Consider the following 12,398-nt stretch of genomic DNA (forward strand, 5'->3'; position numbering starts at 1 on the left):
TTTAAAGTGTTTTTTTCAAACTACCGCAAGTCAACATTTGGGAACCATAAAATGGGTTTTTAATTTCTTTGGTTTCACTAATCCATAGTGCACCTTTACCATCATTGTACATTGGACAATAATCTTGATACAGCTTTTGATCAGTTCCAAACATTTTAATTAAATCATTAATGTCTTTGCTAAGAATTGCAAAATGTTCTCTCTGATGGTCAATTTTACCTGCATTTTTACCTATGTGTTCCGCGTGTTCTTTTGCATCATCAACAATGTCTATATACTCTTTTTTCTGACTTGGTGTTAAAGCATTTGTATTGGTTGATGCCATAACTTTGAATAATGAATTTCCAGCAATTGCCGCAGTTTTAGCATCATCTTTTGTTAGTGCATTTTTAATTTTTAAATAGTTTGTAACTATTTCTTTTATTGAAAATGGTGATTTAGCAATTTCTGCTTCAACCACTTTTTTTTCAGCTTCATTAGTTTTCAGTTTTGTAGTGTCTTTATGTTCGTGAAGACCGTCATTATGGTTGTGTTCTGACTTAGCTTGAGCAACAGGTTCTGTTAATTCCATTCCACATTTAGAACAATTTTCGCCTTTTTTACCAGTTACTTCTGGGTGCATCGAACAAGCAAATAGCTCGTTAGAATTTGTAGAAGTTTCTGTTTTAGAACTTTCTTTTTCGTTGTTTTTATTATTGCAAGAAATTAAAGTGATTGCTAAAATAGCAGTTATAATAAGTGTTTTCATAGTTTATGTTTTTAAAATTATTTTTTACTTTTTAAATCAAAAAATGTATAATACAGATTGAAATAAAATCCATTTGGAGCTGAACGAACCATTGAACTCATTAACTCTTGTCGGTAGGCAAAATCTAGTCGCGCTTGACTGTTGAAAATGAATTGTATTGCAGGAACTACATCTAAATAGGATTTACCATTCTCATTGATGGTTTGTCCGACAAATTCAACCATTAGATTGATGTTGGTTTGTTTGAAACTAGTGTATTTTTTTGGGTACATTAATTTTCCAAAAGATAATGTGTAATTGGTAGCATTGTCGCCAATGTTATCCGGAAAAGGATAATTTGGTTGGTTGTCCAGTGCTTTTTCAAAGCTAACCGATGAACTAATCGCTATTTTTTTTACCAATTTTGTAGCTATTATTCCTGTTTCAAAACCAGTATTGTGCCCTTGAATTTCTATTTGTTCTTGATGGATGTCGGCACGATTGAAACTGTATCTTCCGTAAGCTGCCAAACGAAAATGACTATTCAAATCATCTTCGGAGTAAAATCTGTACTTTGCCATAAAACCACCGCCTTCTGCATACAATGCATTAGTTCTTGTGCTGATAAACGCAGAACCTCTAACCATTAAATTTTTATTAATACCATACGTTATCTCTGGCATTAAATGATAATTGTAACCTGGTTCAAATTCCTCTTTGAATGCAGATTGCATCACATTCACTGCCAAAGAATTTGCAGGAACATTACTAGCTGGATCGGTTACTACAAATAATTCTTGACTGAAAATAGTTTGGCAACTGATGCCTACAAACAATAAAATTACCTTTCTCATTAGTTTATCATTTTAATGTGAAAATCTTCTTCGTTGTTTGAAGCGTAGGTTTCGACATTCTTATATGATTTGGATAATTTTTTAAATTCCTTTTCGGTTACGTAACCTTTGTCCACCACTTGAAATTGAATTTCTAAAGCATTACTTTTTTTGTCATTAACCAAAATATACGAGGATTTAGTAATGGTTTCTGGTTTTGCTGTAAGTAACAATGAACCAATAAAAAAACCTGCTTTTTCGACTTTCTCTTTAAATACTTTGGGACTTAAATCATTACCTTCTTTGAGTGTTACTGTAAACGTATTGGTATTTAGATCGGTTTCTACAGCAACCACTTCTTCCATACTTTTTAGCTGTTTATTTATGGCGTTGGAACACATAGAACACGTTAAACCTGTAGCTCTGATTTCAGCTTTTACGATTTGTGCATTACTTTTTATGGAAAACATCAAAATCATTGATGTAATCATTAGATACATTTTTTTCATTTTATGATTTTATTAATTTCATTATTTCTTCCTCTGACGGATTTTTAGCCATTAGAATACCTTCGGGATTGAATAGGTATTTAGATGGTAACTCTTCAACACCAAATTGTAATGCTGTATTAGCATCAAATCCATTTGGGTCTATGAGTTGCGTAAATTTGATTTTATCTTTTTCTATCGCTTTTAACCATTTATTGGCATCGGTATCGATTGATATTCCGATAATTTCTACTTTGCTTGAGCTTATTTCGTTGTGAAGTTTCACTAACTTTTTGTTACCCAATCGGCAAGGCGCACACCAAGAAGCCCAAAAATCGACAAGTACATATTTACCTTTAAAGGATGTGATATCAATCACATTATTGGTATTACTTTTTAATGTAATTGATGGTATAGCATCGCCGATTTTAATTTGAGCTTTGGAGTTTGTAACTGTAGCGATTAAAAGAAACAGTATTACAATTTTTTTCATCTTACTTATTTGATGGTTTCTACCGTTTTACCACAACTTAACATCATAGAACCGTAATACGGATTTTTGATTGCATTTTCTTTACTCAACCAATTGGCACCTTTACCATCGCTGTACATTGGACAAAATTGATAGTAAACAGCCGTTTCGTATTTGGAAACCTTAATTAGTGTATAAATATCTTTGGATAGTGTAGTGAAATGATCGCGCTGGTGTTTTACATCTTTTGTATCTGAGATATGAGTTGCATCTTCTTTAATTGGGTTTACAACTTTCATCCAAACCATGTGCACTTCCATATCAAGCTTGTCCATTTTGACGTTATTTACAGCTGTTAAAAGTTCTTTTGAAGCTGCTGCAGCTTTTGTCCCATCAGAAGTAATCAAAGCATCTTTCAATGAGAAATAATTATCAAATACTGCTTTTAATTGATTTTCATTTTGAATTACGGCAGTAGTTGTTTGAGAATGGTTCCCGTGATTGGAATGTCCATCGTTGCCGGCAGTAGTTGTGTTTTCTTCTTTTACTGGAACTTTTGCTACTCTATCGTATTGACAACAGCCGTGAAGATTGTTGTAAACCTCATCAGGGGCAAGAAATTTATCACTGTCGTAGCCTGCTAACGCAATTCTTTTAAGTATTTCATCCTGATTTGTTACACTAGCATCATAAGTTAATGTTGCCATTTGGGTTTCCTGGTTCCAATCTACTTTAGCAATTTTTTTAATACTTCCTGCTTTTTCGATTGTAGTTTCGCACATTCCACAGTTACCATAGACTTTAACTGTTTCGGTTTTTGCATTTTTTATTTGTGCGTTGATAGAAGTTGATAGCAACATTAGAGCTGCTACCATTATTTTTATAAATGAGCTTTTCATTTTTAAATAATGTTAGTAATCAAAGTGTTTTACCTTGATTGATTGATAAAATAAATTTGAGATAATTACAGCTATAAGATAAATGATACTGCAACATGAAAATGGTGTAGTAAAATGTTTCTAAAACTGTTGTGAATTGGATAGCAAAACGCTATGAATTTGACACACTTATGGCTGTCAAAATTTGGATTTAGCTTATTTTAGGAATTAGCCAAATGAAATAAAACCCATCAGAGATTGATGGTGTTGTGTATGAAAATTTAACTTTCTCGATTGAAGAATAGCTAAACATGTAATTTTTAAAATTAATTTCAGATAAAAAGCTTACTGAAGAAGTTGGACACGTTGAAGAACAACCACATTTTGAGTGACCGCAATTGCCTTTACATCCTTTGTGGTCTTTATCTTTTGAATTTTCATCACCGCAGCAACTCTTTTTTTCTGCGTTATTGGATGAAATTTCTTTTTTGCACGAACTCTTTTCTGAACCTTTACCACAAGCCATAGCAGTATTAGGGATGAGGAACATGCCTAATAAAACTACAAGTATCATGTGGTATTTGTTCATATATCTATTAAAACAGTACAAATTTAGCTAAAAATTATTGCATTATGTTAAAATTGATGTTAAAATCTCATTCTCTGAATTCTAACTGCGTTTAAAATAGCTAACAAAGCTACTCCTACATCGGCAAAAACGGCTTCCCACATTGTGGCTAAACCACCTGCTCCAAGCACTAAAACTATTGCTTTTACAGCAAATGCTAAAGTGATATTTTGCCAAACAATTTTTTTAGTTTGTTTACCAATGTTAATAGCCATTGGGATTTTTGAAGGCATATCGTCTTGAATAACTACATCAGCAGTTTCTATTGTGGCATCGCTTCCTAAACCGCCCATTGCAATTCCTACGTTGCTTAATGCTACTACTGGTGCATCGTTTACACCATCGCCAACAAAAGCAACCGTTTCATTTTTAGCAATGATTTCTTTAACTTTGTTTACTTTATCTTCGGGCAGTAAATCGCCATAAGCATTTGTTATATCGAGTGATTTTGCAACAAACTGAACTACAGTATTTTTATCACCACTTAACATTGTGGTTTTAATATTCAACGCTTTAAGTTTATCGATTGTGATTTGAGCATCCTCTTTTATGCTATCGGCAATGGTTATATATCCTACAAACTTTTTATCGTAAGCTACTGCGATTAATGTATAAACAATACTTGTAGGATCAATATCATATTTAATAGAAAATTTATCCATTAGTTTGAAATTACCAACTAATAATTCTTTTCCTTTGACAAGGGATTTTAAACCATGCCCTGAAATTTCTTCAACCTCTTTTAGTTCAATAGTACTATCAATTTTTCCAACAAACTGATGAATTGCTGTTGCGACTGGATGTGTACTTTGACTTTCTAAAGCATTGACCATTTGTAGTATATCGTCTTTATTGAAATCGGAATTAAAAACTACTTCTTGTACTTTGAAAACACCTTCGGTCATTGTGCCTGTTTTGTCCATTACGACATTTTGAATGGAAGCCATTACATCGAGGAAATTACTTCCTTTGAATAAAATTCCGTTCTTGGAAGCAGCTCCAATTCCGCCGAAATATCCTAACGGAATACTGATGACTAACGCACAAGGACATGAGATAACTAAAAAGACTAAAGCACGATACAACCAATCTCTAAATTGATAATCCGCTACAAAAAGCATTGGAACCACACAAATTAAGATGGCTAAAAGCACTACAATTGGTGTATAAATTTTGGCAAACTTGCGTATAAATAATTCGGTTGGTGCTTTTTTTGCTGTGGCATCTTGCACCATTTCGAGTATTTTGGATAGTTTGCTATCGGTGTAAGCGGTTGTTACTTTTACTTGACAAACCGAATTTAGGTTTATCATTCCTGCTAAAACGGTTTCTCCTTTTGCTTTGGTATCGGGTTTGCTTTCTCCGGTAAGTGCTGCTGTATTGAATGAAGCTGTATCGGAAAGTAATTCGCCATCTAAACCTAATTTTTCTCCTGCTTTGAGTTGGATAATATCGCCAATTTTAGCGGTTGCTGCTTTGATTGTTTTGGCTACATTGTTTTCTAAAATAGTAACTTCATCTGGTCGTTGGTCGAGTAACGCTTTTATATTTGCTTTGGCTCGTTGAACTGCAAGTGTTTGAAAGACTTCGCCAACGGCATAAAACAGCATCACGGCAACACCTTCTGGAAATTCTGCAATTGCAAAAGCTCCAATAGTTGCAATACTCATTAACAAAAATTCTGAAAATATCTCTCCTTTCTTTATAGCAACAAAAGCTTCTTTGATTACAGGAAAACCAACTGGTGCATAAGCAACAACATACCATATAATTCGTACCCAACCTGTAAACCACGATTGTGGAAAGTAATTATCGAAACCAATGGCAACCATTAACAAAACAAAACTTATGATTGCTGGTAGGAACATTTGAAACGTTGACTTTTCTTCGTTGGAATGGTTGTGGTCGTGTCCGTCATCATCAGAATGATTATCGGGTTTTTTATTTATTTTTTCTTCTAATGTGCAACAAAGTTGTTTTCCTTGTGCATCGTATTTGTGTTGATGTTTCATAATTCAATTATTAAGAATTTGAATTTATTATTTTTTGTATGTCTTTCGGAATTTCCATTGGTTTTAAAGGTGGCACGTTTGCACCACCAGTATTACCAACAGGAATATGTCCAACAAATGATTTTACACCACCTATCAATAATCTTGGTATTTGACCAATTACCTCATTTGTACTTTTAATCTTAATACCAAATTGTAACATTTTCCAATGTACAAATGTATGCTCGCATGGATATTTTTGAGCTATTATATGTGCACGTTCCAGATGATGCCAAGCATTTTGAAAATCATTTAGTTGTAAATTATCCTTAACTAATTCTAACTCTTTTTGATAAAAAGGAATTAGCTTATTTGGCATTATCGTATTAAATTTCATGACTAAGCTTTACAACAACCATCTAAACTTTCATACGCTTTTGGATCTGCTTTTACTTCATCTGCATCATAACCTAATTTAGAGATACCTTCTTTAATTGTTTGTAAAGTAGTTTTCTTTGAATTGTAATAGATTGTAAAAGTCATTGCTTTATCATCTAACTCATACATTTTTATTCCTTTTATTTTAAGCATTTCTGTTTTGAATTTTAAACCACACGTTTCACATTCTTTACAATGGTCGCAATGAAAGAAAGTTTTTATGACTGCTTTTTGAGTAGTTTTTTGTGCTGAAACTAGATTTGTTGAAAAAAATACTATTGCTAAAAAAGCGATTGATTTTAAAATTGAATTTTTCATGTTATTTATTTTAAATTATTATTTATTAATGTTCGTGTTCGCCACCACCTTTTGATGTTGCCAGCAAGTAGAAAGCTCCTTTAATTACTATTTTTGCATTGGCAGGAATTTCTTCAACTAATTTTATTTCAGTATATCCTAAATCGGTTGTTCCTGGTATTACTTCGATGGTTTTAAAGTGAATTTCGTTGTGTTCTTCCTCTTCGCCTTCAGCGTGCTCATTATGTGCTTCGCCCTCTTTGTGATTGTGTTCTTCTTCTTTTACTTTTGGAGTTTCTTCTTGGTGTTCTTCTTGAATGTAAATGTAATATTTGTCTCCATTTCTAACAATAGCATCTTTTGGCAAAGCTTGAACTGTTTGATTAGTAATGTTGATATTAGCCGCTACATACATTCCGGAAATTAAATCTTTAGCATCGCTTGGATTGATTTTGGCGTGAACTGCAACGGTTTTACTTTCGTTAGAAAATGATTTATTGATACCGAATATTTTTCCTTTTATTGATTTATTGGATTGATTGGTAAGTACAAAATCGACTTCTTGACCAACGGAAATTTTACCTAAATCTTTTTCAAACACATTCAAATCTAAGTGCATTTGGCTGTTATCGACTACTTCAAAAAGAGTAACTCCGGTTTCTGCAAACGCTCCTTTGGTGATGCTAATTTTACCCACATAACCACTTATCGGCGAAACAATCGGAATTAAAGAAGTGCTGCCTTTTAAACTAACATTCAACGCTTGTAGTTTATTTTTTGCTGCTTGTGCTTTTGCTTTTTCAACTGCTAATTTTGACTTAACTTCTTGAAACGTTTTACGAGGATTTACATTTTCATCGCTCAATGTTTTTTGGCGGTTGTATTCTAATTGTAGGTATTCAATGTTTGCAATAGCCGAATTGTAATCTTCTTGCATTTCGGTTACTTCAAGGTTTTGGATGGTTGCTAATGTTTTCCCTTTTACCACATAAGTGCCTTCTAACACATAAATATCTTTTACGACACCACCAATTAAGGTTGATATATTTGCCATATTCTGAGGTGGAACAGCAGTATATCCGTTTGCTTTGATTACCGTATTGAGGTTTTTCATTACGATAGTTCCTGTTTCTATACCAATGGTTTTGAATTGCGCTTCTGTTAGTGCTACTTCGGTTTCCGATTTTTCTTCTTCGTGTGTTTCTTCGGTTTTCTTTTCGCCGCAAGAAGTAAAAAGTATTAAGACAAGAGTATTAAGTATTAAGAAAAACTTCGATTTTGATTTTATATTTTTCATATTATTGAATATTAATTATTGTTGAAAGATGGAAATTGCAATTGAATAGCACTTTGATTATAGGTATTAACAGCTTCTGCGTTTTGCTTTTTAATATCAATGGCTTGGTTTAAAAAACTGATGTAAGTCCAATAACTCATGTCGCCATTGGCATAACTTTTTTGTGCTGTTGTAATAATTTGCTCTGCGTATTGCAATCCTTCGTTTTGATAATACGCCACTGCTTTTTTCTGCTTTTCAAACTCGTTTTGTAGTTCCTCTTTTTGTAGTTTTAAAGTCAGTTTGCTTTTATCCAATTCTAATTGCGATTGCGAAATACTTATCTGCGAAGCTTTCGCTTTAGCGGTATTTGCTCCACCAAATAAAGGAATTTGTACACCAGCAGTAAATCCTTGAAAATACGATTTTGTTTCAATGGTTTGCCCGAAATAACCTAATCCTAGCCTCGGTGTACGCATTGCTTTGAATGTATTAGCTTCTTTTTGATAGACTGTAATTTGCTGTGTGTAATAGTCGTTTACCAATCCTTCCACTTTAGCATTATTCACATCAGTTGGGTTTGCATATTTCAGTGGCGTTGTAGCATCTGGAATTATATTTTCATCGGTTTGAATGAAGTATTGTAATTGCTTTTGATATACAACCAAATCATATTCTAATTGTGCTTTTTGGGTTTCGATTTCCTTTACTTTAGCTTTGGCACTTATGACTTCAATATTACCACTTTCGCCTGTTTGAAAACGAAGCTCTGCATTTTTTAGGAATTTGGAATAAATGTCGAACAATTCAGTATTCAGTTTTTGAATGGAAACACCGTATAAATATTGATAATAGGCAAGTGTTACCGCTTTTTCGATTTCATATTCGGTTAATGCTTTTCGCTTTTCAGCCAATTTTGCTAATTCTTCTTGTAATTGTCTATTGGCTTTTGTGATTTTACCAATAGGAAAGTACTGTTGAATGGAAACATTATGGTCGTAATCAACATTGTTGAATTGTCCTCCTTGGTATTGCACTTGTAAAGGATCTACTTGAAACGCTGTTTTTTTGAGAACAGTTTGCTTTTCAATTTCCTTATCTGCAATTTTTAAATCCATGTTACTCGCTTTTGCTTTTTCAATGGCTTTCTCCAATGTAATGGTTTGGCTGTTTTGAGCAAATGAAAAAGTGCTAATTAGCAAAACGATTATTGTTACAATTGAATTTGACATTTTTTTTCTTCTTTTAATTCCCTTTTCAAATAATAAATAAAGGATTGGTAAAACAATTAATGTTAGTAATGTAGCCGAAACCAATCCGCCGATTACTACGGTTGCTAATGGTTTTTGTACTTCGGCTCCGCCACTTGTTGACAATGCCATTGGTAAAAACCCAAGTGAAGCTACCGCAGCAGTCATTAATACTGGTCGCAATCTTGTTTTTGTTCCGATTAAGACACGTTGCATTGGGTCGGTTATTCCTTCCGTTTTAAGTTGGTTAAAATAAGATATTAGCACAATTCCGTTTAAAACAGCAATTCCGAATAAAGCAATAAAACCAATTCCTGCCGAAATACTAAACGGCATTCCGCGTAACCATAGAGCAAAAACACCACCAATTGCTGATAATGGAATGGCTGTGAAAATCAGTAATGATTGCTTCATACTGTTGAAGGTAAAAAACAATAAAACCAAAATAAGTCCTAAAGCAATTGGTAAAGCTACCGAAAGGCGTTTATTGGCTTCCACTAGATTTTCAAATTGTCCACCATACGTAACATAATATCCTGCTGGAAGTTTGAAATTGGTGTCTAACTTTTGTTGAATTTCCTCAACAACACTTTTTATATCACGACCACGAACATTTAGACCAACTGTAATTCTTCGCTTTCCATCTTGACGAGATACTTGTACAGGCCCTTGTTCGTAACTGATGGTTGCTACTTGGGAAAGGGGTACTTGTTGACCGTTTGGCAATGGAATAAATAAATTACTCACATCGGTTATATCACTTCTATTAGCCTCATTCATACGAACCACTACATCAAATCGTTTGCTCTCTTCATAGATTTTACCGGCGCTTTCTCCGGCAAATGAGGAACGAATTATTTGATTGATATCGACAATATTCAAACCGTATAAGGCTATTTTATTGTAATCGTATTTGACTGTGATTTGCGGCAGACCTACAACTTTATCAGCTTTTAAGTCACCAACACCTTCAATTTTACTAACTTTTGAAATCAATTCTTTGGCTTTTGTATCTAAAATCTCTAAATCATCACCAAAAATCTTAATGGCTATATCGCTTCGGCTTCCTGTCATTAACTCGTTAAAGCGCATTTGAATAGGCTGTGATATTTCGATATTCGCTCCTGGAATAACTTCCATTTCTTCTTTCATCAAATTGGCTAAATCTTCCCAATTATCGGCAGAAGTCCATTCGCTTTTGTCTTTCAGTACAATAATAAAATCGCCACTCTCAATTGGCATTGGATCGGTTGGAATTTCTCCACTTCCGATTTTTGTTACAATGGTTTTTATTTCAGGGAATTTTGCTTTTAGGATTTTCTCATATTTAGTAGTTGTTTCTACCATTTGTGTTAATGAGCTTCCGGTCATAATGGTAACATTAATGGCTAAATCACCTTCTTCAATGGTTGGAATAAATTCGCCTCCCATATTTTGAAAAGTTATAAGTGCCAAAGCAAACAACCCTAATGAAATAGCCAAAACTGTTTTTTTTAATCGTAATGCTTTTTCTAAAAATGGTGCATATATTTTCTCGAACCATGCCATCATTCTATCGCTAAAGTTTGGCTTATGCTCTGTGTTCTTGGATAAAAACATTGCACTCATCATTGGAACATACGTCAGTGATAAAACAAATGCTGCGATTACTGCAAAGCCTACCGTCATTGCCATAGGTTTGAACATTTTACCTTCAGTACCAACTAATGCTAAAATTGGTAGGTATACAATTAAGATTATGATTTCTCCAAAAGCTGCACTGTTACGGATTTTAGAAGCTGATTTATATACTTCACTGTCCATTTCAGTTTGGGTTAAATTATTTTGTCGTTTGAGTTTTTGCAAATGGTGCATTGTGGCTTCAACAATGATTACAGCACCATCGACAATAATTCCGAAGTCGATTGCTCCTAAACTCATTAAGTTACCACTTACGCCAAAATAATTCATTAGAATTACCGCAAAAAGCATAGATAATGGAATTACAGAAGCAACTATTAAACCTGCACGAAGATTACCAAGAAATAAAATCAAGACAAAAATTACTATTAATGCGCCTTCGAGTAGGTTTTTAGTAACTGTTCCGATTGCATTATCAACTAATTTTCCTCTATCAATAAAAGCTTCAGCAACAACACCTTCGGGAAGTGTTTTATTGATTTGCTCCATTTTCTCTTTTACTCTTTCGTTTACCGCTTTTGAATTTTCACCTTTTAGCATCAATGCCATACCACAAACGATTTCCCCTTTACCATCTTTTGTGGAAGCTCCATAACGCAATGCAATGCCTTCTCTAACGGTTGCCACATCCCTGACTAAAACCGGTGCCCCGTTTCTGTTTTTAATGACAACTTTTTCTAAATCTTTATTTCCTGTTGCCATACCGACACCGCGGATGAAATAGGCATATTGGTCTTTTTCGATGTAAGCTCCTCCTGTATTTTGATTGTTTTTTTCGAGTGCTTCAAAAATTTCAGTAATGGTTACTCCAAGACTGTTAAGCGTATTTGGGTTTACTGCGATTTCATATTGTTTCAATTTCCCACCCCAAGTACTCACTTCGGCAACGCCTTCAACACCTTGAAGCTGAGGAACAATAATCCAATCCTGAATGGTTCTTAACTTGATGGCGTCGTATTTATCTTCATACCCTTTTTTGGCAAAGACATCGTATTGGTAAATTTCCCCAAGACCTGTTGAAATTGGACCTAACTCTGGTGTACCTGCATAAGCTGGTATATTTTCTTCGGCTTGCTTTAAACGTTGGAAAATTTGCTCTCTTGCCCAATAGATATCGACATCGTCTTTAAAAACTACGGTAACTACCGAAAGTCCGAAACGAGAAATACTTCGTAGCTCAATTACTTTTGGGATTGTTTTGACTGATTGTTCTAAAGGATAAGTGATTAATTGTTCTACTTCCTGACTGGCTAATGTAGGAGCGGTAGTAATTATTTGTACTTGATTGTTGGTTACATCTGGTAATGCATCCAATGGTAATTGTTTTAAGGAATAGCTACCAAAAACTATTAGAACTAAAGTAAATAAAAGTATTATAAACTTGTTCTTTATACTGAATTGTATGATTTTGTTTAACATTGATATAGTATAATGAATTAG

11 protein-coding genes are annotated in these 12,398 nt (G+C 33.8%); all 11 read right to left on the bottom strand.

What is annotated here, in order from left to right:
* Nucleotide 1 precedes the first annotated feature (1 nt).
* The 11 genes from ACZ098_RS10070 to ACZ098_RS10120 all read right to left on the bottom strand — a co-directional run bounded on the left by ACZ098_RS10070 (nucleotide 2) and on the right by ACZ098_RS10120 (nucleotide 12,377).
* Nucleotides 2-748 carry a DUF3347 domain-containing protein gene (locus ACZ098_RS10070; protein WP_487311625.1) on the bottom strand — a complete coding sequence of 249 codons (747 nt, stop codon included), beginning with the start codon at nucleotides 746-748 and terminating at the stop codon, nucleotides 2-4.
* A 17-nt stretch (nucleotides 749-765) separates the two neighbouring features.
* Nucleotides 766-1,581: a hypothetical protein gene (locus tag ACZ098_RS10075; RefSeq protein ID WP_169522856.1), complete on the bottom strand. Its 816-nt coding sequence runs from the start codon at nucleotides 1,579-1,581 to the stop codon at nucleotides 766-768.
* A complete protein-coding gene (locus tag ACZ098_RS10080) occupies nucleotides 1,581-2,069 on the bottom strand; it encodes a heavy-metal-associated domain-containing protein (RefSeq protein ID WP_487311626.1) in 489 nt (162 codons plus the stop codon). Before ACZ098_RS10080 ends, ACZ098_RS10075 begins: the two co-directional genes overlap by 1 nt.
* Before the next feature lies 1 nt (nucleotide 2,070).
* Nucleotides 2,071-2,541, bottom strand: a complete 471-nt coding sequence (locus ACZ098_RS10085; protein WP_169522853.1) for a TlpA family protein disulfide reductase — start codon at nucleotides 2,539-2,541, stop codon at nucleotides 2,071-2,073.
* Nucleotides 2,542-2,546: 5 nt separating this feature from the next.
* Nucleotides 2,547-3,419: a DUF3347 domain-containing protein gene (locus ACZ098_RS10090; protein WP_487311627.1), complete on the bottom strand. Its 873-nt coding sequence runs from the start codon at nucleotides 3,417-3,419 to the stop codon at nucleotides 2,547-2,549.
* A 190-nt stretch (nucleotides 3,420-3,609) separates the two neighbouring features.
* Nucleotides 3,610-3,972, bottom strand: a complete 363-nt coding sequence (locus ACZ098_RS10095; protein ID WP_169522850.1) for a hypothetical protein — start codon at nucleotides 3,970-3,972, stop codon at nucleotides 3,610-3,612.
* A gap of 74 nt (nucleotides 3,973-4,046) precedes the next feature.
* Nucleotides 4,047-6,038: a heavy metal translocating P-type ATPase gene (locus ACZ098_RS10100; RefSeq protein ID WP_487311628.1), complete on the bottom strand. Its 1,992-nt coding sequence runs from the start codon at nucleotides 6,036-6,038 to the stop codon at nucleotides 4,047-4,049.
* 10 nt (nucleotides 6,039-6,048) lie between these two features.
* On the bottom strand, nucleotides 6,049-6,414 hold the full coding sequence (locus ACZ098_RS10105; protein ID WP_073364524.1) for a DUF3703 domain-containing protein: 366 nt from the start codon (nucleotides 6,412-6,414) through the stop codon (nucleotides 6,049-6,051).
* A 2-nt stretch (nucleotides 6,415-6,416) separates the two neighbouring features.
* Nucleotides 6,417-6,773, bottom strand: coding sequence for a hypothetical protein (locus tag ACZ098_RS10110; RefSeq protein WP_073364527.1), 357 nt, complete (start codon nucleotides 6,771-6,773; stop codon nucleotides 6,417-6,419).
* A 25-nt stretch (nucleotides 6,774-6,798) separates the two neighbouring features.
* Nucleotides 6,799-8,049: an efflux RND transporter periplasmic adaptor subunit gene (locus ACZ098_RS10115; RefSeq protein ID WP_487311629.1), complete on the bottom strand. Its 1,251-nt coding sequence runs from the start codon at nucleotides 8,047-8,049 to the stop codon at nucleotides 6,799-6,801.
* An 11-nt stretch (nucleotides 8,050-8,060) separates the two neighbouring features.
* The gene (locus tag ACZ098_RS10120) at nucleotides 8,061-12,377 is read right to left on the bottom strand and encodes a CusA/CzcA family heavy metal efflux RND transporter (RefSeq protein WP_487311630.1); all 4,317 of its coding nucleotides are present in this window, start codon (nucleotides 12,375-12,377) and stop codon (nucleotides 8,061-8,063) included.
* Between the last annotated feature and the right edge of the window lie 21 nt (nucleotides 12,378-12,398).

The sequence above is a fragment of the Flavobacterium sp. SP2 genome, from assembly GCF_057626655.1.

Coding starts and splice junctions, on each gene's coding strand:
- ACZ098_RS10070 (WP_487311625.1), bottom strand. CDS start 748: ATGAAAACACTTATTATAACTGCTATTTTAGCAATCACTTTAATTTCT.
- ACZ098_RS10075 (WP_169522856.1), bottom strand. CDS start 1,581: ATGAGAAAGGTAATTTTATTGTTTGTAGGCATCAGTTGCCAAACTATT.
- ACZ098_RS10120 (WP_487311630.1), bottom strand. CDS start 12,377: ATGTTAAACAAAATCATACAATTCAGTATAAAGAACAAGTTTATAATA.
- ACZ098_RS10105 (WP_073364524.1), bottom strand. CDS start 6,414: ATGAAATTTAATACGATAATGCCAAATAAGCTAATTCCTTTTTATCAA.
- ACZ098_RS10085 (WP_169522853.1), bottom strand. CDS start 2,541: ATGAAAAAAATTGTAATACTGTTTCTTTTAATCGCTACAGTTACAAAC.
- ACZ098_RS10115 (WP_487311629.1), bottom strand. CDS start 8,049: ATGAAAAATATAAAATCAAAATCGAAGTTTTTCTTAATACTTAATACT.
- ACZ098_RS10110 (WP_073364527.1), bottom strand. CDS start 6,773: ATGAAAAATTCAATTTTAAAATCAATCGCTTTTTTAGCAATAGTATTT.
- ACZ098_RS10100 (WP_487311628.1), bottom strand. CDS start 6,038: ATGAAACATCAACACAAATACGATGCACAAGGAAAACAACTTTGTTGC.
- ACZ098_RS10090 (WP_487311627.1), bottom strand. CDS start 3,419: ATGAAAAGCTCATTTATAAAAATAATGGTAGCAGCTCTAATGTTGCTA.
- ACZ098_RS10095 (WP_169522850.1), bottom strand. CDS start 3,972: ATGATACTTGTAGTTTTATTAGGCATGTTCCTCATCCCTAATACTGCT.
- ACZ098_RS10080 (WP_487311626.1), bottom strand. CDS start 2,069: ATGAAAAAAATGTATCTAATGATTACATCAATGATTTTGATGTTTTCC.